We start from the raw sequence: 21309 nt of genomic DNA on the forward strand, positions 1-21309 counted from the left end.
GTGCGGGCAAGGGGGGATGTAAAATTCGAGGGCTGTCCCCATGGGGGCAGCCCTCTTTTGGAGGGAAAAAGCGGTCAGCGCCGGTTGAGACCGGCGAATACACCCGCCCCCAGGGGGAGAAAACAGACCGGGTACTGAAGGAGGAAGGTGGCTGTCCGCGAAAAGGCATAGGGGGGAAAGCCGCCCAGGAGATAGACCCACAAAAATGCCCAGAGGAGCAGGAAGAGCGCCGCGCAGAGCAGGCCGATCCCCCTGCGCACCTCGCCCCGGCGGATGCGCAGGTCCTTCCAGACCGAGGGGAGGGCGAGGATGACCGCCCCCGCCAGCCCGTAGTAGAGGGGGGAGAGGGCCGCTGTGAAGAGCAGGTAGGGGCGGAGGTCGTAGGTGTGCAACCCCTGCTGGTGCAGGCCTGGTCCCACCAGGGCGCGCACCAGCAGCGCCGCGGCGAAGAGGGCTGTCAACACCGCGGCCCGCGCCGCCCGCTGCCGCCGCCCGGCGGCAAAGCTCTCATCCCCCAAATCGGCCATCACCTCGTCGGCAAACTGGCGGGGAGGGCCCAGGCGGGCGATGGTCTGCGCCTCCCCCTCGCCGTGCTCGGCGGCGGAGGCAAAGCTCTCCCGCAGGCCGTCGAGGACGCTGGCCTCGGCCTCTCGCGACAGCAGGAGCCGGTTTTTCACCTGTTTGATATATCGCTCTTTCACTTGACTGCGCCCCCCTTTTTTGCACTTTCGATGAAGCTGCCGACGCAGGACGCGTAGCGGCCCCAATAGGCGGTGAGTTCCTCTAGCAGCGCCCTGCCCGCCGGGGTGATGGAGTAGTACTTCTTGGTCCCCCCATTGGCCGCGGCGGGGGCGGTGCGGCTTTGAATCAGGCCGCCGCCTTCCAGCCGGTAGAGGATGGGGTAGACCGTTCCCTCCCGGGCGGGGCCGAAGATGTCGCCGCCCCGTTGCCCAAGATGGGTGATGATCTCGTAGCCGTAACTCTCCCCCTCGGCCAGCAGGCAGAGAAGCACCATCTCCAGCGCCCCTTTTTTAAACTGCTGGATGTACTTGGCGTCCAACTGCACCTCTCCTTTGCACTACTATTTAGTGTTGCTAAGTATATCTCTGCCCTCAGTATACCCTTTTCCAAGACCATTTGTCAACGGAGAAAGGGGCTTCCCTTTTCAGCGCGCCGTGTGGCCGCCCGCCCCCTTTAGAGGTTCGGTGGCCGGACGGCGCGTTGCAGTGGATGGGGAGAGGGGCGATTGCCACATGGCCCCGCTGTCTCCCTGGACGGCGGCCGATCTGTCGAGGAGAGCACTCAACTCGCCAGCGGGCAGATGTGGCTGTCAGCCGGCGCAGGGGAGAGGGGATGCGAAAAAGAGGGGCACAGCCATATGGCTGTGCCCCTCTTTTTCGCAAATAAACACAATGATACTGGTATGGGGAATGGTCTACATCGACTCCGGCGCCGAGATGCCCAGCATCTCCAGCACGTTGCGCAGCACCTGGCGGACGGCCAGGCAGAGGTTCAGGCGGGCCTGCAGGAGACCCTCCGCCTCGCCCTTGACGTGGCAGGCGTTGTAGAACTTGTGGAAGAGGGTGGCCAGCTCGACGCAGTACTTGGTGATCTTGGAGGAGTCCAGCGCCTTGACGCTGGCGTTGACCACGTCGGGCAGGGTGGCCATAAAGCGGACGAGCTCCCGCTCCTGCTCGGTCTGCAGCAGGTCCAGCTCCTCCCGGGTGCAGGCGCGGGGGGAGATGCCCTCGGCCGCCAGGGACTTGAGGATGGAGCAGATGCGGGCGTGGGCGTACTGGACGTAGTAGACCGGGTTCTGCGAGGACTCGCTCACCGCCAGTTCCAGGTCGAACTCGCAGTGGGTGTTGGGCTCCCGCTGGTTGAAGAAGAAGCGGGCCGCATCCACCGGGATTTCGTCCAGCAGGTCGGCCAGGGTGATGGCCTTGCCGGTGCGCTTGCTCATCCGGGCGACTTCTCCGCCCCGCATCAGCCGCACCAGCTGCATCAGCACCACATCCAGTTTGCCGCCATCCAGCCCCACGGCGTCCATGGCGCCCTTGAGGCGGGCCACATGGCCGTGGTGGTCGGCCCCCCAGACGTTGATGACCCAGTCAAAGCCCCGCACGGCGAACTTGTTGTAGTGGTAGGCGATGTCGGCGGCAAAGTAGGTGGGGTTGCCGTTGGCGCGCACCAGCACCTCGTCCTTCTCGTCGCCAAAGGCGGTGGCCTTGTACCAGACAGCCCCGTCCTTCTCGTAGGTGAGGCCGCGGCTGCGCAGCAGCTCGATGATCCGCCCGACGCTGCCGTCCTCGTGGAGCTGGCTCTCGTGGAACCACACGTCGTAGTGGATGCGGTATTTGGCCAGGTCGTCCTTGAGCTTTTGAATGTTTTTGGGCAGGGCGTAGTCGATGAGGGTCTGGCTGCGCAGCTCCTCGCTCTCCTTTTCGAGGCCGGTGCCGTGCTCGTCGATGTACTGCTGGGCCAGCACCCGGATGTCGGCGCCCTGGTAGCCGTCCTCGGGGAAGACCACCGCGTCGTCGCCCAGCACGATCTGCAGGTAGCGGGCGGAGAGGGACTTGCCAAACTTTTCGATCTGGTTGCCGGCGTCGTTGATGTAAAACTCCCGGGTCACGTCGTACCCAGCCCAGCGCAGGACACTGGCCAGACAGTCGCCCAGGGCGCCGCCCCGGGCATTGCCCAGGTGCATGGGACCGGTGGGGTTGGCCGAGACAAACTCCACCATCACCTTTTTGCCCTGGCCCAGGTCGGTGGTGCCGTAGCGCGCCCCCTCTTCCAGCACCGCCTCCACCGCGCCGGTGAACCAGCTCTGGTCCAAAAAGAAGTTGAGGAAACCGGGGCCGGCCACCTCGATGCGGGAGAAGCCAGTCCCCTCCAACGCGGCGTGGGCGACAATGGCGTCGGCGATCTTGCGGGGGGCCATCTTGTAGGTGCGGGCCCCGGCCATGGCAAAGTTGCAGGCGAAGTCGCCGTGGCTGTGGTCGGCGGGGATTTCGATTCCGTACTCCCCGGCAGGGCAGTCGGGCAGATCCCCGGCGGCAATGGCGGCGGCGGCCGCCCGGTCGACGATCTGGGCGATCTGGCCTTTGGCTTGTAAAATTGGGTTGATCATAGGCTTGTCCTCTCTTTAATCGGGAAATTTGACCGGCGGGCGGCAGCCCTTTGCCGGGTAGACTGACATTTTTTAGGGACGGGTCTTTGCGGCTGTGATCCCACAAGCGCGCAGCGCGGTGGTATTGGCCATGGGGCAGGGAGCAAGCACAGCTTGCGCATCTGCCTGGCCATATCCCAGGTATAATAGCCGCTTTGCGGCTATTATACCACACCGGCATCGCCCTGGGGCTTATTCCGGTGAAAAAGACGGGTCGCGCAGCCGCACCGAGATGCGCACCCGGTTGACTGCCAGCAGGGTGTGGGTGCAGTCGATGTGGTAGACCAACTCCACCGCGCCCCCCTCGGCGGTGAGCTGGTTTTGAATTGTGCGGCCCACGATCTCCAGCTCCAGGATCCCGGCGCCGGTGTCATAGTGGCAGTGGTGGCGGCGGCCCGGCTCCACAATCAGCCGGGTGCGGCTGTCGCCGAAGCGGAGGAGGGTCGCCTTTTGCTCCCCCTCGATGCGCAGGGTGGTGGTGTCGCCCTCAAAGCCAGTGACGACGGTCTCCTGGTAGGTGAGAAAGGCGAGCCCCTCCTGCCAACCGAAATACCCCTCGGTGACCAGCTCGGTGGTCTCCGACTCGTCCCCGACCGACTGGGTGGCCCGAATGGTGATGACAGCGGGTCTCTTCACAGTCCGGTTCCCTCCTTCCGCCCCACGGGCAAACGATCGCAGCAACTCGTTTATTCTACTCCATCACCTGCCAAAAAACAAGGGTGCTTCCCCCCTTTTCCGGGCTGTGGAGCTGCCCCAAGCGGCGCTCGGCCAACCGTCGGGGGCCTGGCCGCCGGTCTTCCAGCGGCGAAATGCGCCCATCAAAAAAAGGGGCGGCTGTCCGCCCCCTTTCGGAAAGGGTTTTGGCGCAGAGGGCGTTTCCCCCGCTAAAAGGCGTCGATGTCCACCTGCTGCACCTGGCCGCTCCAGCTGTCCCCCATGAAGAGGGAGGCCACCGCCTCGAAGTCGTCGGTGCGGTCGCTGACGTAGTAGCAGTCTTCAGCGGGGGCGGAGGGGCCGCTCTCCATCCCCTTTTCTTCGAGGAAGCTCCGCAGGCGGCGGGCCACGCAGACCCCGGGGTCGATGAGCTTGACCCCGTCCCCCACCACCGGGCCGATGATCGACTTGAGCAGGGGGAAGTGGGTGCAGCCGAGGATCAGGGTGTCGATCCCCTCCTCCGGCACAAAGGAGAGGTAGTCTTTCGCCACCAGGGTGGTGACCGGATTGCCCGGCTCCACATAGCCGTTTTCCACCAGGGGGACAAAGAGGGGGCAGGGGCGGGAGTGGACCCGCACCCCGGGCCGGTGACCGGTCACCGCCCGTTCAAAGGCGCCGCTGCGCACGGTGGCGGCGGTGCCGATGACCCCCACCTGGCCGCTGTGGGTGGCCTCGGCCGCCGCCCGGGCGGTCACCTCCACCACCCCCATGTAGGGCACCGGCAGGGCGCGGGTGAAGCCCTCGTCCACCGCGGTGCTGATGGTGCCGCAGGCGGCCACCAGCATCTTCACCCCGTGGGAGAGCAGAAAGCGGCTGTCCTGCCTCGCATAGTGCAGCAAGGTCTGGCGGCTGCGGTTGCCGTAGGGAACCCGGGCGGTGTCGCCGAAGTAGACGATCTGCTCCCCCGGGAGCAGCCGCTTGACCTGCTTGACGATCGAAAGCCCCCCCAGGCCGGAATCAAATACGCCGATGGGGCGAGGGTCCATGTCAGTCATCTCCTTTTAAATGGGGCCGGCAGAATCACTCCGCCGCCCGCTCCAGGGCCAGGGTCACCAGCCGGTCCAATAACTCCCCGTAGGGGATGCCGGCGGCCTCCATCATCTTGGGGTACATGCTGATGGAGGTGAAGCCCGGCAGGGTGTTGATCTCGTTGAGGCAGATGCCAAACTCCCCCACAAAGAAATCGATGCGGGAGAGGCCGGTGCAGCCCAGCACCGCAAAGGCCCGCTTGGCGGTCTCCTGCACCTGGTCCAACAGAGCCGGGGAGAGCCGGGCGGGGATGGCGGTGGGGCTTTGGGAGACGTATTTGGCGTCGTAGTCGTAAAACTCGCTCTCGGCGAGAATCTCCCCGGGGACGCCGGCGATTAGCTGGCGGTTGCCCAGGACGGCGCACTCCACCTCCTGGCCGACCATGGCCTTCTCCACCAGCACCTTGTCGTCGTGGGTGAAGGCCAACAGCACCGCGTCCCGCAGCTCTTCTTCTTTTTTGACCTTGGTGATCCCCACCGAGCTGCCGGCGTTGGCGGGCTTGACAAAGCAGGGGTAACCCAGGTTCTGGGCGATCTCTTTTTTGTAGGCGTCCAGCCGGTCGATGTCGCCTTTGGAAAACCAGAGGAAGGGGGCCGTCTGGATCCCTGCCTGTTCCAGCAGCACCTTGGCGACCACCTTGTCCATGCAGCAGGCCGAGGCGAGGACGCCGCAGCCCACGTAGGGGATGCCCGCCAGATCCAAAAGCCCCTGCACGGTGCCGTCCTCGCCATTTTTGCCGTGCAGCACCGGGAAGGCCGCGTCAATTTTGACGCAGGAGGTGGTGCCGTCGGGCAGAAATTTGACGATTCCCCGGCGGCTGCGGTCGGGGCTGATGGAACAGCCCACACAGTCGGGGTGGGTCTTCCAGCTGCCGTCGCGCACCATCTCATAGCTGCCGGGGAAGTAGAGCCAGCGCCCCGATTTGGTGATGCCCACCGGGAACACCTCGTATCGCTCCTGGGGGATGTTTTGCAGCACGTTGTAGGCCGACTGCAGCGACACCTCGTACTCGCTGGAGACGCCGCCGAACAGGACGGCCAGTTTGATTCTCGACATAAGCGGTTTTCCTCCTCACCGGGGCGCGCGGCCCCCTTCATCTATATGCGCGGGACACGGCAAAAAGCGCCCCCGGTTGATTTACCCGCCCATCATAGCACAAAAGCGGCGGCGATTCAACGCAAACAGGGTGAAAAAGGCGCCCCAAAGCCTTGACGCGGGGGAGCGCTTGTGATATAGTAGTTGTACCTCTAAAAAAGGGCTCTTTTTTTGTGCGCATTTTTTGTGGGGCAAAAGGGGCTCTGCTGAGGGAGGCCAAAAAATCCGATACAATCAGGAGGTGCCGAAATGAGAGTGAAAGTCACTTTGGCTTGCACGGAATGCAAGCAGCGCAACTACAACAAGATGAAAAACAAGAAGAACAACCCCGACCGACTGGAGATGAACAAGTACTGCCGTTTCTGTCGGAAACACACGCTCCATAAGGAGACAAAGTAGAGGCGAAAGGTAGGGTCAGCCAATGGCAAAAACCACTGCGGACAAGCCCGCCAAGAAGAAGGGGCGCTTCAGTCCCAAACGCATCGCCTCGAAAATCGCCAAATACTTTCGAGATTTCAGGAGCGAGCTGAAAAAGATCGTCTGGCCGTCCAGAAAACAGATCGTGAAGAGCACCGCCGTCGTCTTGCTGATGGTGTTCATCGCCGGTGTGGTCATCTGGGGCTTTGACACCATCTTGGGTTTCCTCGTCAACCTGCTTCTCAAAAACGCTTGACCGAATGCCGCCCGACCGGGCGAATGACTTGGCGTGTGGAGGGATGATTCATGTCAGATTCTGCAAAATGGTATGTGGTGCACACCTACTCGGGCTACGAGAACAAGGTGGCACAGAACCTGGAGAAACTGGTGGAAAACAGAAATCTGCAGTCCCTCATTCATGAAGTGAGGGTCCCGACGGAACTGGTGGTCGAACAGAAGGACGACACCCAGAAAGAAGTCGAGCGCAAGATGTTCCCCGGTTATGTCTTGGTGAAAATGGAGATGACCGACGACTCCTGGTATGTTGTTCGCAACATCCGGGGCGTCACCGGCTTTGTCGGCCCCGGCTCCAAGCCGGTCCCCCTCTCCCCCAAAGAGGTAGAGGCACTGGGCGTTGAAAAGCGCTCCTACAAGGTCGACTACGCCGTGGGTGACAGCGTCAGCATCAAAGAGGGCCCCCTGGAGGGCTTTACCGGCGTCGTCGAGGCGATCGACCCGGAAAACGGCACGGTACAGGTGAAAGTCTCCCTGTTCGGGCGGGACACCCCCGCCGAACTGGAACTCTCGAAGGTACAGCCAGTCTAGTGGCGCGACCCGTTCGCGCCAGCCGTACCCACTCGGCTGTGGGAGGAAATGGGACTCCGGTCCCCCTCATTTTCCGCTTACCACAATATTTATGGAGGTGCAAACAATGGCACAAAAGGTAGTAGGCTACATCAAATTGCAGATTCCCGCCGGCAAGGCGACCCCGGCTCCCCCGGTCGGTCCGGCCCTGGGCCAGCACGGCGTGAACATCATGGCATTCACCAAAGAGTTCAACGAGCGCACCAAAAACGACGCCGGATTGCTGATTCCCGTCGTCATCACCGTGTACGCCGACCGCTCTTTCAGCTTCGTTACCAAAACCCCTCCGGCCGCTGTGCTGATCAAAAAAGCCATCGGTCTGGACAAGGCTTCCGGCGAGCCCAACAAGAACAAGGTTGGCTCCATCACCAAAGAGCAGATCCAGAAGATCGCCGAGCAGAAGATGCCCGACCTCAACGCCTCCAGCGTCGAGAGCGCCATGAGCATGATCGCCGGCACTGCCAGAAGCATGGGTATCACTGTAGAGGACTAGCCGCCAGCGGCTTTTCAGGCACAAGGCCTGTTTGGCGGCGCCCCTTTTCGCCGTCAAAACCCCTACCCGTGGGAGGAAATTTCCGCTAATTACCACTATTACAGGGAGGAACGAAAGTGAAACACGGTAAAAACTATACAGACAGCAAGAAGATCGTCGAGAGCGACAAGCTCTACGACCTGGCAGAGGCCTGCGAGGTGGTCTGTAAGACCGCCAAGGCCAAGTTTGACGAGACCGTCGAGCTGCATGTCCGCCTGGGCGTCGATTCCCGCCACGCCGACCAGCAGGTCCGCGGCGCCGTCGTGCTGCCCCACGGCACCGGCAAGAACGTCCGCACCCTGGTGTTCGCCAAGGGCGACAACGAGAAGGCCGCCCAGGAAGCTGGGGCCGATTTCGTGGGCGCCGAGGAGCTGATCCCCAAAATCCAGGGCGGCTGGATGGATTTCGACGTGGTCATCGCCACCCCCGACATGATGGGTGTGGTGGGCCGTCTGGGCAAGGTTCTGGGCCCCCGCGGCCTGATGCCCAACCCCAAGGCCGGCACCGTCACCCCCGACGTGGCCAAGGCTGTCGCCGAGGCCAAGGCCGGTAAGATCGAGTACCGCCTGGACAAGTCGAACATCATCCACTGCCCCACCGGCAAGGTCTCCTTCGGCTCTGAGAAGCTGCAGGACAACGTGCAGACCCTGATGGACGCCATCGTCAAGGCCAAACCGGCCGCCGCCAAGGGCGTTTACATCCGCTCCTGCGTGATTGCCTCCACCATGGGCCCCGGGGTCAAGGTAAACCCCAACAAGTTCATGCAGCAGTAAATTTTCCCGTTTAAAGAGGTCGGAATGATTCCGGCCTTTTTTTGTTGCTCCAAAACGAGCCGTCAGAGGGGAGATGAGGGATTTGGGAAAATGGCTTTTTCGGCTGTACTTGGCTTGAAAAAATATACTATTTCTTTCGTGAAATTGCAATATGAAATAGGATGCTTTTTCCTTTTTTTGCGTTTGTAAATACCTTTTATACTGATAATTTTAAGATTTGTGGCACAAGAACGAAATAGTATGATTTACACATATTATATTTCCGGTATTTTTGTGCAGAAGGGAACGGAAAAACAGATGAAAAAGGGAATCAAAAGAAGTGTGTGCCTGGTGCTGGCGGCGGCAATGGCAGCGGCGCTGGTGGGTCCCGCCTGCTCTGTCAGCGGGGCTGCCCCCTCTCTGAATGTGACGGCGGGCAGCGTGCCGGGCGGAAGCTATGCCCTCACAGAGGATCTGGTGGTGACCGAGCCGCTGATCGTCGACAGTGGCGCCGACGTCACCATCGATCTCAACGGGCGGCGCATCGTCACCGCTGAACACAGCGCCAGCGCAGAGAGCTGTGGGACCTACGCGGTGATTCGGGTTCTGGGAACGCTGACCCTACTGGACTCCAGCGGCACAGACAGCGGCAGTGTGCAGGGTGGGGCCAATGGGGTCTATGTCGGCCAGAGCGGACGATTTTATCTCCAAGGCGGCAGCATTCGGGAGAACGGATACGCCGACAAGGCGATCCCCTCTCTGGGCGGGGTCTACATCGACGGCGGGGCCATGGAGATGGAGGGGGGCCGGGTCTCCCAAAACAACTACTCCTACCGGGGCAGTGGGTCGGATAAATATATTGGCGGTGGGGGGATACAGCTTCAAAACGGCGGCAGTTGTGTGATGAGGGGCGGCTCGGTCAGCGAAAACGCCTTTTACCTGAAAAACCAGGGCTGGAACTGGAACTCTGTTTTTGGTGGCGGGGGGATCTATGTGGGGAATGGCTCTACCTTCACCATGGAGGGCGGCTCCGTCACTGACAACACCGCCCAGGACAAAACCAGCGGGTCGTATCTGTTTGCCGGCGGGGGGGTGGCCACCTCGAAAGAGGGGATCGCCCACCTAAAGGGCGGCAGCGTCAGCGGGAACCGGTGCACCGATCAAAATGGCGGAGCCTTTCCCGGCTCCCAGATCGCCATCAACACCCAAAAAAGCAAGGCGAACGAGATTTCCCTAAAAAGTATGACCGTTGCTGGAAACCGCCTCTCCAGCGACGTATCCGTCTACTTTGGCATTGACACCATTTTGGAGGATACCAAGATCGACGGCGTTCTGTCGGTGGAGGACGAGGCGGAGATCCACCTGCGGGGCGGCAGCTCCCTCACCCACCTCAAGGCCCACTATATGGGGGTCAACCCGGTGTATCTGGACGAGGGCTACACCCCTGACGGGACGGCGATCCAGGAGCTCCCCTACGAGGATGAGCGGCTTTCGATCGGCGACGTTTTGGGCTACAGCGCCCGCAAGGGGGACATTGCCTGCTTTGCCGTTGCCGGCGATTGCATGCCGCTGAACGCCAAGATCGAGGCGATCTATTTGGAGGAGGATGGCCTCTATCGGTTCGAGATCGCCCGTATGGACGAGACGGCGCAGGTGAGCGCCCAAGTTGGCCGGACATCCTACCCCACCCTTCAGGCGGCCATCGACGCGACCCAGCCGGGCGAGCGGGTGACCGTCACCAGCTCCGGGTTTGAGAATGTGCGCATCAGCGGCAAGGAGATCGAGTTGGATTTAAACGGGGAGAAGGTGCAGGGGAGGTACCAGGGGGGCAGCGTCCTCTCCCTGGACGGAGGCGCCCGCCTCACCCTGCTGGACACCCCGGGCGGCGGGGCGATCACCGGCGGGAACGGGGCCCAGTTTGGCGGGGGGATCCACCTCAGCGGCGCGGGCACCCGCCTGACTGTGCAGGGAGGCGAGATCGTCGACAACAGCTGCCTGATTTCCGGCGGAGGCATTTGCGCCGACAAGGGGGCGGAGTTTGTCATGGAGGGGGGCCTCCTCACCCGCAACAGCGCCCGCATCACCGGCGGGGGCCTCGCTCTGCTGGGCCAAACGACCAAAGGGACCATCGCCGGCGGGCGGTTGGTCGACAACCTGGCCGAACAGGCGGGGGGCGCCATTGCCCTGGGCACCATGAACGTTCCCGCAGGGGTCACCGGCCAGAGCGATTCCGCCTATGTGGGCAGCACCCTGGACTTTCAGCAGGGCCATGTAGAGGGGAACAGGGCCGTCTACAACGGCGGCGGGCTGTTTGTACAGTCCGGCTGCGAGGCGTCGATTGAAAAGGGCGTGTTTTTAAAAAACCAGGTGACCGGTGGCGGCTCCAACTACGGGCTGTTCGGCGGGGGGGCCATCTATGTCAACGGCGGCTTTGAGGGCGCCGGCATCAAAGACGGGGTGGTGCGAATTTCCTCGGCCTCCATTCACGACAACAGAAGTGGCGGCGCCGGCGCCGGGATCGCCGCCTGCCCCACAGCCAATACCCACATTTATGACAACAGCGCGGTGCTATGGCAGAACACCTCCTCTCCCAATGCCGTTTCGGATGTCTGGCTGCAGGCCAAGGGCCCCGACGCCCAGAGTTCCTATGACCGGCCGGTGGGCCCCCCCAACATCTTTGTCTCGCAGAATATGTTGGGAAACCAGCCCTACCGGTGGGAGATGTACCTCAGCGGCAACAAGCTGGAACAGGTGGACCCGACCAAGCTGCAAAATGGCTATGAAGAGGTTCTTTTGAACAACCGCATCGGCGGGGAGGAGGCGGCGCGCCTGGGGGAGAACGCCCAGGTGCTCCTCTCCGAAAATACCGCCAATACCCACGGCGGGGCCATCGGCTCCAACGGGCGGCTGATCATCGGCCAGGACTCGACGCTGCTGAACATTGAAAACCAGATCAAGGGGGATCGGGCGGATCCGGACAAGACCTTTTCCTTTCAGATACAGCTGAAGGACGGAGAGGGAAACCCCACCACCGCCACCTATACCCGCGGCGGGGACAGCCGGCTGTACACCCTGCAAAGCGGGGACACAATCGCCCTGAAGCACGGCGAATCCATCCATTTGAATATCCGAAATGGGGTGCAGTACAGCGTTTTGATGGTGGATGCCAACAGCGGCGGCTACCTGTCCACCATCCCCAGCGACCACATCGGGGTGGTGGACGGAGAGCGGGACTTGGTCTTTGTGAGCGAGTTGACCGGCCAGCCGGACCAACCCGGCCAGCCAGACCAACCCGACCAACCCGACCAACCCGACCAACCCGACCAACCCGGCCAGCCAGACCAACCCGGCCAGCCAGACCAACCCGGCCAACCTGACCGGCCCGACCAGCCCGATCAACCCGATCAGCCCGACCAGCCAGGCGAGGACGAGACACCGGAGGCCGAGAGCCCCCCTTCGGAGGGTGAGGGCCAGGTCAATACCGGCGACGGCGCGTCGGCGGGAATATGTCTGGCGGCTGTGCTCGCGTCGCTGGCAGGGTTGGGGCTGCTGGCCTTTCGCCGCAGGGAGGCGTGAGGAAGACCGCTCCATCCCGCACTTCGCCGGTAGAAGGGGGGAGTGGCGGCTTCCCAAACGGAAAAAGAACAGTTGACAAAGCGCCATCTCTTTGCTAAACTATATACGTTGTCATTCGCAGACAGCAGGTGCAATTGCGTAAGGGCTTCGGCCCGCCTGCCGAGGATGAGGCGAGAAATGTTTGATTTTTCTGCCCTTCCTCTGCGCGAGGAAGGGCTTTTTCTTGCGCGAATGACCGAAACCAGGTGTGGAGGTGAATGAATTTGCCAAGTGAACTGACTTTGAACAAGAAGAAGGAGTATGTCTCCCAGCTCAGAGAGAAGGTTGAGAACTCGGTTGCCGGTGTGGTGGTGAGCTACCAGGGCATCAGCGTGGCCGACGATACCTCCCTGCGCAAAGAGCTGCGCGAGGCCGGGATCGACTACAAGGTCGTGAAGAACACCATGCTCCGCTTCGCTGTGGAGGGGACCGCTTTCGCGGACTTAAGCAACGTGCTGGAGGGCTCGACCGCTCTGGCCGTCTCCAACGAGGACCCCATTGCCGCCGCCAAGATTCTGGCCAAGTACGCCGACAAGATCGACTCTTTCGAGCTGAAGGCCGGCTATCTGGACGGGAAGGTGCTTGACGCCGCCGGCATTGCCGAGATCGCCAAGCTGCCCGGCAAGCAGGAGCTGCTGTCCATGCTGTGCAGCGCCCTCAGCGGCAACATCAGAGGTCTGGCTGTGGCCCTCAACGCCATCGCCGAGAAGCAGGGCGACGAGGCCGTTTCCGCCTAGCATTTCCCCCAATCCAACGACTGGCCGCCGCGGGCGGCCCCTACAACATCAAAAAATAGGAGGTAGCTATCATGGCTTCTGAGAAAATTCTGAAATTTGTTGAAGACATCAAAGAGCTGACCGTTCTCGAGCTGAACGAGCTGGTCAAAGCGATCGAGGAGGAGTTCGGTGTTTCCGCCGCCGCTCCCGTCGTCGTGGCTGGCGGCGCCGCTGCCGGTGCTGCCGCTGCCGAGGAGAAGACCGAGTTTGACGTGGTGCTGGCCGACATCGGCGGCAACAAGATGCAGGTCATCAAGGCCGTCAAAGAGATCACCGGCCTGGGCCTGAAAGAGTCCAAAGAGCTGGTCGAGAGCGCTCCCAAAGCCATCAAAGAGGCCGTCGCCAAAGACGAGGCCGAAGAGATGAAGAAGAAGCTGGAAGAAGTCGGCGCCAAGATCGAGCTGAAGTAGTTTCACCTGACACCGAGGAGAGAGAGCGGGTTTCCGCTCTCTCTTTTTTTGCCCTTTTGTCGAAAAAAGTCGCCTCTTTCTGGCCTTTCTGCCAATGGCCGCTCCCCCTGTGAGCCGGTATACTAAAGGAGAAGAGAGCCCATCTTGCCGTCTGCCAAAAGAGAGGAGCGCGTCCCGATGGAGCGAAAGAGCGCCCACACCGCCAAGCAGATCTATTTGTCGGCACTGGCCGCCTGCCTTGTCGCTGCCCTTGCCATTGCCATTGCCCTCACCGGTTGCGGCGGTAGGGCCGGCTCTGCCGGCGCCGCGGATCGACTGGCCCCCCTGGAAGAGGAGGTCGCCTTCCTCCGCCCGGCTCCCGCGGCGGCCGCCTTTCTGGCCGGGGCCGGTAAGGCTGCGCTGGAAGAGAGGACGGCCCTCATCTGCTACGCCCCCTGGGAGGGGTGGGAGAGCGCCTTTCCCGGCAGGTCGGTCGAGGCGACCGAATTTCAGCTGGACGGCAGCGGCGGCTGGGACGGCTTTTTCCCCTTTGCCATCCAGGGGGAGTGGGTCTACGGCACCCGCAGCGACCACTCCTATTTCCCCAAGACGGCGGTCTGGCGCTTGAACCAGACCACCGGCCGGGGGCAGCAGCTGCTCTCCTCCGACCAGTTCACCTACCTCATTCCGCCAGACACCCCCGCCTATTCCGACAGCAACACGGTGGCTATCACCCTGTCCGCCCTGTCGGAGGAACGGCTTTTCTTCACCGTCTCCCTGGGGATTGGCATGGGTCCGGGCCAGCGGCGGCTGTACAGCTGCAACCTGCAGGGAGGCGGGGTGCGCCTTCTCTACGATTTTCCCGAGGAGGGGGCGGAGGACAACCTTTGGAACACCTGGGGAGGGCGGTATCTGCTGACAGAAGAGGCCCTCTACTTCTGTGCCGTCCCCGGCGGGGAGGGGGCCTTCGACCCGGAGCGCAGCCCCTTCCCCGACACCACCCTCCTGCGCTGCGACCTGAAAAGTGGGGCGGTGGCCCCCCTTTTGGAGGGCGGCTATGCACCCATCCTGCGCGGCGGCCAGGTCTGCTGCTTCCAAAAAGCGGGGAAGGGGCTGGTCCAGTTGGTGCAGCCGGGCGGGGCGGTGTTGGAGACCCTGCCCGATGATGCCTTCTCCCGCTGGCACAACATCGGTGCGGGGGAGGACGGCGCGCTGGCGGTGGCCATCGCCTTTGACAGGCGGGAACACAGCTTCCTCAAACAGGGGGCGGGGCTTCGGGCTGGCGGCGGCAATCTGGGGGTGCTGCGGGCCGCGGGCGTCGACCTGACGGAGCGGGTTTCCGACGGCTGGTGCCTCTTTGCGGACGGGGATTTTGTCCCCCTCTTTGCCGGCTATATGGGCGGGAGCGGCCTATCGGGCTCTGCCCCGGTGCTGTCGGCGGACGGGCTGCTCTGCTGGGACCAGGGGGATGAGAAGGGGAACCTTCCCCTCTGGCTCTACGACCGCGAAGGGAAGCGGTTCCTCACCCTGCCGATCCCCCTGTTGGGCGACTGGCAGGCCGTCCCCTTAAAGGACGGGGAGGGGCTGGCCCTCTGGGTCGCCACCCGCTCGGGGGAGGGCGGCGGGGACAGCAGCTGCCGCTACACCCTCTACCGACTGACCTCTGAACCGCGGGGGTAAAGCAAAAGGGCCGCTGTCCACACCGAGGACAGCGGCCCTTTTTTGCCGTTTTGGGGTGGTCGGCCCTTCAGCCCTCCCTGGCCTGGTTGGGGGCGGGCTGTAAGGGGTAGCAGTGGTGCAGCAGCAGGCCCTCGCTGCCGATGGCCCGGTAGAAGCGATCGCAGATGCGGCTGGCAATCCCCTCCACATCCTGCTCGGCCAGGTCGGAGACCATGAGGAGAAATTGGCAGCTGCTGTACTGGGTAAAGACATCTCCCATCCGCAGGGAGCGGAGGATGACCTCTTTGAGGGTCTCCATCTGCGCTCTTCGATCGGCCAGGGCGGGGTAGTCGCCCCGCCCATCGGTGAGGGTGATGAGGACGGCGTAGGCGCTCCCCTCCACCCGCTGCAGGCGGCGTTCGACAAACCGGTAGATGCGCTGAAAGGTCTTATAGTCCTGGCAGTAGGCGCCGGGGGCCAGCTGCTGCTCGGTCAGTTCCTCCCGGATCAGCCGCATGTCGATGTCGACGCCCCCTCTCCCACCCTGGGCCGGTGTGGCGGCGCGACCCTTGCGGCGGCGCTTTTCTTCCAACAGGTGTTGGTCGGCCCGGTCAAACAGGCTCTGGTAGTCGTCGCCGGGCTGGTAGAGGCTGCCGCCAACACTTGCCGTGAGGGGGAAACTGGCGCCCCCGATGGGGATTTCCCGCAGATGCGCATTGATCTGGCGGGCCCGCTCCTTGATCGATCGCTCGTCCTGCTCCAGGGGCATGTAGACGACAAACTCGTCGCCCCCGACCCGGCCGACAACGTCGCTTTTAAAGGCCAGATAGCGCAACACCTGCGCGACCTGCTGCAGTACCTGGTCGCCCGCGATGTGGCCAAATCGGTCGTTGATCTGCTTGAACTGGTCCACGTCGATGACCAGCAGCAGGCCGGTCTGCCGCTGGGCGATGGCCTCGTTGACCTTTTCCTGGGTGGCCATGCGGTTGTAGAGGTGGGTCAGCCAGTCCTGCTGGGCCAGCTGGGTCAGCCGCTCATTCTCCTGCTGCAGCTGCGCAATGACTCGCTCCATCCGCTCTTTCTCCCCTTTCTGGGAAAAACATACCCTGTTTTGTTTTAATCATACTGAAAATGGCGGGGTGCGTCAATCGCCAATTTGCGGAATCCACCGGGGGCGGGAGGTCAATCGCCTGGCTGTGCCGCCCGCTTTTCGGCCAGGGCCAATCCCTCTTTGGCCTCGGCCGAGCGCTTCCAGCGGCCACTGGCGATGTACCAAGCATAGAGCAGGGTGGAGACGATGGGGCCGATGATCACAGCGACGGCGATCCCCGAAAAACCCATCAGCCGGGTGCAGAGAAAGGCCACGGGGATGCGCACGGCGTACTGGGAGAGAAAGACGTTGTAGAAGTTGACCATCGAGTTGCCGGTCCCCCGCAGAAAGCCGATGAGGGGGTGGACGGTGGCAAATCCGAAATAGGAGAGGCAGGAGAGCCGCAGATAGCTGCCGGCCAGTTCCTGTACCGCAGGGTCGCTGTTAAATACCCCGGCGATCCGGCTGCCGAAAAGGGCGACAACGGCGGCCACTACGGCGGCGATGAGGAGGGCCAGTTTCATCGACTCCTTGAGCCCCTCGGTGATCCGCTCGGGCTTGCCGGCCCCCAGGTTTTGCGAGGAGAAGGAGGACATGGAGGCGTTGATGGCGTCGCTGGGCAGCATGGCGAAGCTGTCGATCTTGATGCCGATGCCGTAGGCCGCGCTGGCTTGCAGCCCAAAGCTGTTGGCCAGCCCGCTGAAGGTGGTCATGGCCACATTGAGCAGCAGCTGCTGGGCGGCAGTGGGCAGCCCCAGGTGCAAAAGCCGCTTCAGGTGGGGCCGGGAGATGCGGATGGTCTTGGGGTGAAAGGTGATGACGTGTCGGTTGAGGCGAAAGTAAGCCACCCCCATAAAGAAGGAGACCGACTGGGAGATCACCGTCGCCAGTGAGGCCCCAAAGGCCCCCAGCTGGAAAAAGCGCAGAAAGACAAAGTCCAACACAATGTTGGTCACGGTGGCCACCAGCACGAAGATCATACTGGAGCGGGAGTCGCCAAATCCCCGCTGAAAGGCGCAGATCAGGTTGTAGCCGAACATGAAGACGATGCCGGCAAAGATGGTGCGCAGGTAGGAGACCGCCTGGTCAAAGGCCGCGGCTGGGGTCTGCACCAGCCGCAGAATCTGCGGGGTGAAGAGGATGCCCAGGGCGGTGACCACCGCCGCCAGCAGCAGGTAGAGGGCGATGGAGGTGCCGGCGGCCTGCACCACCTCGCCGTCCTCCCCCCGGCCGGCGTAGCTGGCGATCATCACCGACACCCCGATGGAGAGGCCGGTGATGGTCATGATCATGATGTTCATGATCGGCCCGCTGACCGACACGGCGGCCAGTCCGGCGGTGCCGGTGTAGCGGCCCACAAAAAACATGTCCACCGCGTTGTAGAGGGCTTGAAAGAGGTTGGACACAATGAGGGGCAGGGCGAAGCGGAGGATGTGTCCCCGCACCCTGCCCCGGGTCAGATCGTTTTGCAGCGCCATGGGCGCGCCTCCCTTCTCGACAGATCGTTTCGTACAGGTTTCAGTATACCACCGATCGGCCCCGCTGTGTTGACGCATTTGCACAGGACAGCGCCTCTTTTTTTGTGAAGTTGGCCTAAGAGGAAGGGCGCCAAACCCTCGGCTCTCCGCTGTTGGGAGGGAGCAGGTGTCGGCAACTGGCACAAAAGAGAGGGGGAAAAGTGCACCATCTGCCGAAGTTTCGGCAGGCCGTTGTTTTCCGCCGGAAGAACCGTTATACTTAAATTTGGATTCCATTTTGCGCAAAAAGAGGAGGAAATAACATGAACAAGATCCCCGTGCTGCTGGACTGCGACACCGGCTTTGACGACGCCTTTGCCATCGCCATGGCCATTGCCAGCGACCGGCTGGAGGTCAAGGGCGTCACCACCGTGGCGGGCAACTACACCCTGCCCGACGTGCTGCTCAACACCAAGCGCACCCTGTCCATCACCGACCCCTCGGTCCCCTATGCCGTGGGGGCGGCCCAGCCCCTGCTGCGGCCCCTCTATACCCACGGCCACCCCACCCACATGATGGAGGAGCTGGGCGAGCCCGACATCGCCCCTGACCCCCGCGGCGCGGTGGAGTTCATGGCCGACATCCTGCGGGAGAGCGACGAGCCCATCACCCTGATCCCCCTGGGGCCCCTGACCAACATCGCCGTGCTGCTAGCGGCCCACCCCGAACTCAAGGGGAAGATCAAAGAGATGGTCATCATGGGCGGCTCGGTGTACAGCGGCAACACCACCCCCTCGGCGGAGTTCAACATCTACGTCGACCCGGAGGCCGCCCACATGGTCTTCAAGTCGGGGGTTCCCATTGTCATGTGCGGGCTGGAAGTCTGTGAGGACGCCCGGGTGACCCCCGACCACGCCCACCGGCTCATCGAGCTGGGCAACCCCACCGCTGTGGCCTACGGCAACGAACTGCTGCGGGGCTTTACCGTGGGCGAGAGCATCATCTTCGACGCGGTGCCGGTGGCCTACATCCTCCACCCGGAGATTGTGAAGACCGAGCGCTACTATGTGGAGGTGGACATCACCGGCGGCCTCTCCGCCGGCTGCACCGTCACCGACACCCGCGCCTTCCACCACGACGCCGCGCCAGAGCCCAACACCACCGTCGCCATGTCCATGGACAAGGAGAAGTTCGGCGAGCTGCTGGTAGAGCTGTTTGCAAACTATTAGGATTCACGATAAAATACAAATAGCGGAAAGGCTGCAAAATTATTTTTTTGTGGCCTTTTTATGATAGTATATTATTGGGTGAACTTTGTGTAATGTCTTAAGTGGCTTTTAGGAATAGAGGATTGTGTTTTGAAAAATAGAAAATATGAGTTTGATTATTTAAAGGCACTTTGCATCATTTCTGTTATTGTAACGCACTGCCCTTTCAATGAACAATCTAGAAAACTTGTTTTTTTCCCTTTTTTTGTAGAAATGGCCGTTCCAATCTTTATAGTAATCAGCGGATATATGCAATGTCATTCCATAGTTAACAGTCACTCAATAAAATTGTATTATTCAAAAAAGTTGAAGAAGAACATATTGAAAGTAATCGCTCCCTATCTTTTTGTAATATTTGTAGAATTTGTTTGGTTTGTTATTTTTAAAGATGTTATGTCAACTCGCTGCTTCTTTACACAATTGCTCAAGGATGGCGCAATAGGGCCTGGTGGATATTACACAATAATTTATTTGCAGCTACTAGTAGTTTTCCCTCTTCTTTTTTGGCTTTACCGTGTGGCCCCGAAGTCTGTTATTATAGGGGGAGTTGCCGTCTGTGTTTTGTTGGAAGTATTGTGTAACCATTTTGTATCTGACGAAGTATACAGGCTGCTTTTTGTTCGCTATCTTCCGTTTGCATTGTGTGGAATTATATTGTTTGATAAACGTTATAATATGAAAAAGATTCAGTTATATAGTATAATTAGTTTGTTATTCATCTATTTGCTTGCTTATACCGGATATACTCCACATATATTCCGAAGATGGAGCGGTAGTACTTTACCGACAGCGCCATATGCGCTTTTGTTGACGTCGCTTTTTATCCGTTATATGCCGAGAGTGGGTCATTTTTTGGATCGCTTATTGAGTGAAATAGGTAAGAGTACATACTATATTTTTCTAGTGCAGATGCTATGGTTTGCAATAGGACTTGGATCTTTTACATCTGATTTGAAAACGGTAATTCCAGTAAATTTAGTGATTTGCCTTTCTGCTGGCATTGCATTTAAGAATATGTTGTTATTTATAGAAGAGAAGATAGGTCAAGTGCATAAGATAATGATTGATAGGCTATAAATAGTCTAATTTTGCAAAAAGAGAGGGAGCCCGCAAGGGCTCCCTCTCTTTTTTACGCTACATCTTGTACTTTCGGTTGCGCTTGATCCGCCGCTTCTTTTTCTCCCGGCGGATGGCCAGCACCACGTAGACCACATAGGCGGCCACCGCCAGCCCCAACAGGATGAGGATCACCTTGGCGGCGGTGGTGGCCAGCAGGCCGTTGATGGAGTCCACCACCCAGAGCAGGGTGGAGCGCTTGACCGACTCGGCGGCCACCAGGGTGGTCTCGCCGATGGGCTCTCCCCCCAGCTTGAGGGTGACGGTGCCCATTTTCTGCCCCTTCTCCACCGGGGCGGCCACCTTTTCGCTGTCCAGGGTCACCACCAGCTGGACCGACGACTCGTCGGCGCTGGTGGGCATCAGCAGGCTCACGTCCGACCCGGCCTGAAGCAGCAGGTTGTCGGTCTGGAAGGAGTGGGCCACCTTGACCTGGTGGACAGCCTCCCCCTCTTTGAGAGGGGTCTTGAGGGTGAAGTTTTTGTCGGCCCAGGAAAAGAGCTTGTTGGCCAGCAAAAATGCCCGGTTCTGGGTGCCCTCCATGGGGGCGCCCATGATCACCAGCAAAAAGTCCTTGCCATTGTTCTGGTAGCGGGTCACCACACAGCGGCCGGCATTGTCGGTGGTGCCGGTCTTGATCCCCTTGATATAGGGGGAGTAGATCCCCTCCCCCCCGCGGATGCGGTCCTGCATCAACACGGTGGTCACCAGGGTGCGGGGGCCCTGCTTATTGGTCTGGGGGATGGTGTAACGGCTGGACTCGCACACCTCGGAAAAGTTGGGAAGGGAGAGGGCGTACTGGGCGATTTTTGCCATGTCCCGGGGGGTGGAGTAGTGGTTGTCTGCGTCCAGGCCGTGGGGGTTGACAAAGTGGGTGTTGGTACAGCCCAGTTCGGTGGCCTTTTGGTTCATCATCTGGCAAAACTTCTCGATGCTGCCGCCTCCGAAGTGGTCGGCCACCACGCTGGCCCCCTCGTTGGCCGACTGGAGCATCATGGCGTAGACCAGCTGCTGGATGGTCAGCTGTTCCCCCCGCAGAATGTTGGCGGTGGAGACGTTGAGCCCCACAAATTCATCGTAGATGTAGTCGGGGGCGGTGGCCGTCTCCTCCTCCCAGTTTTCGGTGTTTTCCAAAGCGAGGATGGTGGTCATGATCTTGGTGAGGGAAGCCGGCGCCATCTTGGTGTCGGCGTTTTGCTCAAAGAGCACCTGCCCGGTGTCCAGGGACAGGAGGAGGATTCCCTCCTGGGGGCTGTCCATCTCAAAGTCCGGCTCGTAGACGGCGGCCTGCGCCGGGAAGGTGGGGAGAAATAGGGTAAAGGCGACTGCAAAAGCGGTGAGAACCCGCGCAAATTTTTGTTTCATCT

General features: G+C 61.0%; 20 protein-coding genes and 1 other annotated feature. Of the genes, 11 read left to right on the top strand and 9 right to left on the bottom strand.

Features of this window, described 5'->3' with window-relative positions; all coding sequences use genetic code 11:
* Positions 1–74 precede the first annotated feature (74 nt).
* The 6 genes from HJY11_RS10920 to HJY11_RS10945 form a co-directional block, all read right to left on the bottom strand.
* The gene (locus HJY11_RS10920; protein ID WP_208075996.1) at positions 75–701 is read right to left on the bottom strand and encodes an HAAS signaling domain-containing protein; all 627 of its coding nucleotides are present in this window, start codon (positions 699–701) and stop codon (positions 75–77) included.
* Positions 698–1060, bottom strand: coding sequence for a PadR family transcriptional regulator (locus HJY11_RS10925; protein WP_208075997.1), 363 nt, complete (start codon positions 1058–1060; stop codon positions 698–700). The genes HJY11_RS10920 and HJY11_RS10925 overlap by 4 nt, the downstream gene beginning before the upstream one ends.
* A 375-nt stretch (positions 1061–1435) precedes the next feature.
* Entirely contained in the window at positions 1436–3130 is a 1695-nt protein-coding gene (gene argS / locus HJY11_RS10930) for an arginine--tRNA ligase (protein ID WP_208075998.1), read from the bottom strand.
* A 231-nt stretch (positions 3131–3361) separates the two neighbouring features.
* Positions 3362–3805, bottom strand: coding sequence for a DUF1934 domain-containing protein (locus HJY11_RS10935; RefSeq protein ID WP_208075999.1), 444 nt, complete (start codon positions 3803–3805; stop codon positions 3362–3364).
* A 248-nt stretch (positions 3806–4053) separates the two neighbouring features.
* On the bottom strand, positions 4054–4869 hold the full coding sequence (murI, locus tag HJY11_RS10940; RefSeq protein WP_208076000.1) for a glutamate racemase: 816 nt from the start codon (positions 4867–4869) through the stop codon (positions 4054–4056).
* Positions 4870–4903: 34 nt separating this feature from the next.
* On the bottom strand, positions 4904–5968 hold the full coding sequence (locus tag HJY11_RS10945) for a D-alanine--D-alanine ligase family protein (RefSeq protein WP_208076001.1): 1065 nt from the start codon (positions 5966–5968) through the stop codon (positions 4904–4906).
* 288 nt (positions 5969–6256) lie between these two features.
* On the opposite strand from HJY11_RS10945, the gene rpmG reads away from it, so the two are divergent.
* The 9 genes from rpmG to HJY11_RS10990 all read left to right on the top strand — a co-directional run bounded on the left by rpmG (position 6257) and on the right by HJY11_RS10990 (position 15032).
* Positions 6257–6406, top strand: coding sequence for a 50S ribosomal protein L33 (rpmG, locus tag HJY11_RS10950; protein WP_021660391.1), 150 nt, complete (start codon positions 6257–6259; stop codon positions 6404–6406).
* 22 nt (positions 6407–6428) lie between these two features.
* On the top strand, positions 6429–6680 hold the full coding sequence (gene secE / locus HJY11_RS10955) for a preprotein translocase subunit SecE (RefSeq protein WP_208076002.1): 252 nt from the start codon (positions 6429–6431) through the stop codon (positions 6678–6680).
* Positions 6681–6730: 50 nt separating this feature from the next.
* The gene (nusG, locus tag HJY11_RS10960; RefSeq protein WP_021660393.1) at positions 6731–7249 is read left to right on the top strand and encodes a transcription termination/antitermination protein NusG; all 519 of its coding nucleotides are present in this window, start codon (positions 6731–6733) and stop codon (positions 7247–7249) included.
* 106 nt (positions 7250–7355) lie between these two features.
* Positions 7356–7781, top strand: a complete 426-nt coding sequence (gene rplK, locus HJY11_RS10965; RefSeq protein ID WP_044993003.1) for a 50S ribosomal protein L11 — start codon at positions 7356–7358, stop codon at positions 7779–7781.
* A gap of 116 nt (positions 7782–7897) precedes the next feature.
* Positions 7898–8593 carry a 50S ribosomal protein L1 gene (gene rplA, locus HJY11_RS10970; protein ID WP_208076003.1) on the top strand — a complete coding sequence of 232 codons (696 nt, stop codon included), beginning with the start codon at positions 7898–7900 and terminating at the stop codon, positions 8591–8593.
* A gap of 297 nt (positions 8594–8890) precedes the next feature.
* The gene (locus tag HJY11_RS15220; protein WP_243764448.1) at positions 8891–12148 is read left to right on the top strand and encodes a DUF7601 domain-containing protein; all 3258 of its coding nucleotides are present in this window, start codon (positions 8891–8893) and stop codon (positions 12146–12148) included.
* A 97-nt stretch (positions 12149–12245) separates the two neighbouring features.
* Positions 12246–12380, top strand: a sequence feature (ribosomal protein L10 leader region).
* Positions 12381–12405: 25 nt separating this feature from the next.
* Positions 12406–12924, top strand: a complete 519-nt coding sequence (gene rplJ / locus HJY11_RS10980; RefSeq protein ID WP_368041581.1) for a 50S ribosomal protein L10 — start codon at positions 12406–12408, stop codon at positions 12922–12924.
* 71 nt (positions 12925–12995) lie between these two features.
* On the top strand, positions 12996–13373 hold the full coding sequence (rplL, locus tag HJY11_RS10985; protein WP_021660400.1) for a 50S ribosomal protein L7/L12: 378 nt from the start codon (positions 12996–12998) through the stop codon (positions 13371–13373).
* A gap of 177 nt (positions 13374–13550) precedes the next feature.
* Entirely contained in the window at positions 13551–15032 is a 1482-nt protein-coding gene (locus HJY11_RS10990; protein ID WP_208076004.1) for a hypothetical protein, read from the top strand.
* Between the two features lie 67 nt (positions 15033–15099).
* Here the strand turns inward: HJY11_RS10990 and HJY11_RS10995 are convergent, their stop codons facing one another.
* Together HJY11_RS10995 and HJY11_RS11000 are read right to left on the bottom strand one after the other, a co-directional pair.
* Entirely contained in the window at positions 15100–16083 is a 984-nt protein-coding gene (locus tag HJY11_RS10995; protein WP_208076005.1) for a GGDEF domain-containing protein, read from the bottom strand.
* 110 nt (positions 16084–16193) lie between these two features.
* A complete protein-coding gene (locus HJY11_RS11000) occupies positions 16194–17579 on the bottom strand; it encodes an MATE family efflux transporter (RefSeq protein WP_208076006.1) in 1386 nt (461 codons plus the stop codon).
* A 302-nt stretch (positions 17580–17881) separates the two neighbouring features.
* Between HJY11_RS11000 and HJY11_RS11005 the strand changes: the two genes are divergently transcribed.
* A complete protein-coding gene (locus HJY11_RS11005) occupies positions 17882–18787 on the top strand; it encodes a nucleoside hydrolase (protein ID WP_208076007.1) in 906 nt (301 codons plus the stop codon).
* A 129-nt stretch (positions 18788–18916) separates the two neighbouring features.
* Entirely contained in the window at positions 18917–19903 is a 987-nt protein-coding gene (locus tag HJY11_RS11010; RefSeq protein WP_208076008.1) for an acyltransferase family protein, read from the top strand.
* Positions 19904–19960: 57 nt separating this feature from the next.
* On the opposite strand, the gene HJY11_RS11015 is transcribed toward HJY11_RS11010, so the two are convergent.
* Complete coding sequence (locus HJY11_RS11015) at positions 19961–21307, bottom strand: D-alanyl-D-alanine carboxypeptidase family protein (protein WP_208076009.1); 1347 nt, start codon at positions 21305–21307, stop codon at positions 19961–19963.
* Positions 21308–21309 lie beyond the last annotated feature (2 nt).

It is taken from the genome of Bittarella massiliensis (ex Durand et al. 2017), assembly GCF_017566145.1.
Lineage (GTDB): Bacteria > Bacillota > Clostridia > Oscillospirales > Ruminococcaceae > Bittarella > Bittarella massiliensis_A.

Excerpts from the sequence above, each read along its gene's own strand:
- argS (WP_208075998.1), bottom strand. The coding sequence starts at position 3,130 with ATGATCAACCCAATTTTACAAGCCAAAGGCCAGATCGCCCAGATCGTC.
- murI (WP_208076000.1), bottom strand. The coding sequence starts at position 4,869 with ATGGACCCTCGCCCCATCGGCGTATTTGATTCCGGCCTGGGGGGGCTT.
- HJY11_RS10945 (WP_208076001.1), bottom strand. The coding sequence starts at position 5,968 with ATGTCGAGAATCAAACTGGCCGTCCTGTTCGGCGGCGTCTCCAGCGAG.
- rpmG (WP_021660391.1), top strand. The coding sequence starts at position 6,257 with ATGAGAGTGAAAGTCACTTTGGCTTGCACGGAATGCAAGCAGCGCAAC.
- secE (WP_208076002.1), top strand. The coding sequence starts at position 6,429 with ATGGCAAAAACCACTGCGGACAAGCCCGCCAAGAAGAAGGGGCGCTTC.
- nusG (WP_021660393.1), top strand. The coding sequence starts at position 6,731 with ATGTCAGATTCTGCAAAATGGTATGTGGTGCACACCTACTCGGGCTAC.
- rplK (WP_044993003.1), top strand. The coding sequence starts at position 7,356 with ATGGCACAAAAGGTAGTAGGCTACATCAAATTGCAGATTCCCGCCGGC.
- HJY11_RS15220 (WP_243764448.1), top strand. The coding sequence starts at position 8,891 with ATGAAAAAGGGAATCAAAAGAAGTGTGTGCCTGGTGCTGGCGGCGGCA.
- rplJ (WP_368041581.1), top strand. The coding sequence starts at position 12,406 with ATGAATTTGCCAAGTGAACTGACTTTGAACAAGAAGAAGGAGTATGTC.
- rplL (WP_021660400.1), top strand. The coding sequence starts at position 12,996 with ATGGCTTCTGAGAAAATTCTGAAATTTGTTGAAGACATCAAAGAGCTG.
- HJY11_RS10990 (WP_208076004.1), top strand. The coding sequence starts at position 13,551 with ATGGAGCGAAAGAGCGCCCACACCGCCAAGCAGATCTATTTGTCGGCA.
- HJY11_RS10995 (WP_208076005.1), bottom strand. The coding sequence starts at position 16,083 with ATGGAGCGAGTCATTGCGCAGCTGCAGCAGGAGAATGAGCGGCTGACC.
- HJY11_RS11000 (WP_208076006.1), bottom strand. The coding sequence starts at position 17,579 with ATGGCGCTGCAAAACGATCTGACCCGGGGCAGGGTGCGGGGACACATC.
- HJY11_RS11005 (WP_208076007.1), top strand. The coding sequence starts at position 17,882 with ATGAACAAGATCCCCGTGCTGCTGGACTGCGACACCGGCTTTGACGAC.
- HJY11_RS11015 (WP_208076009.1), bottom strand. The coding sequence starts at position 21,307 with ATGAAACAAAAATTTGCGCGGGTTCTCACCGCTTTTGCAGTCGCCTTT.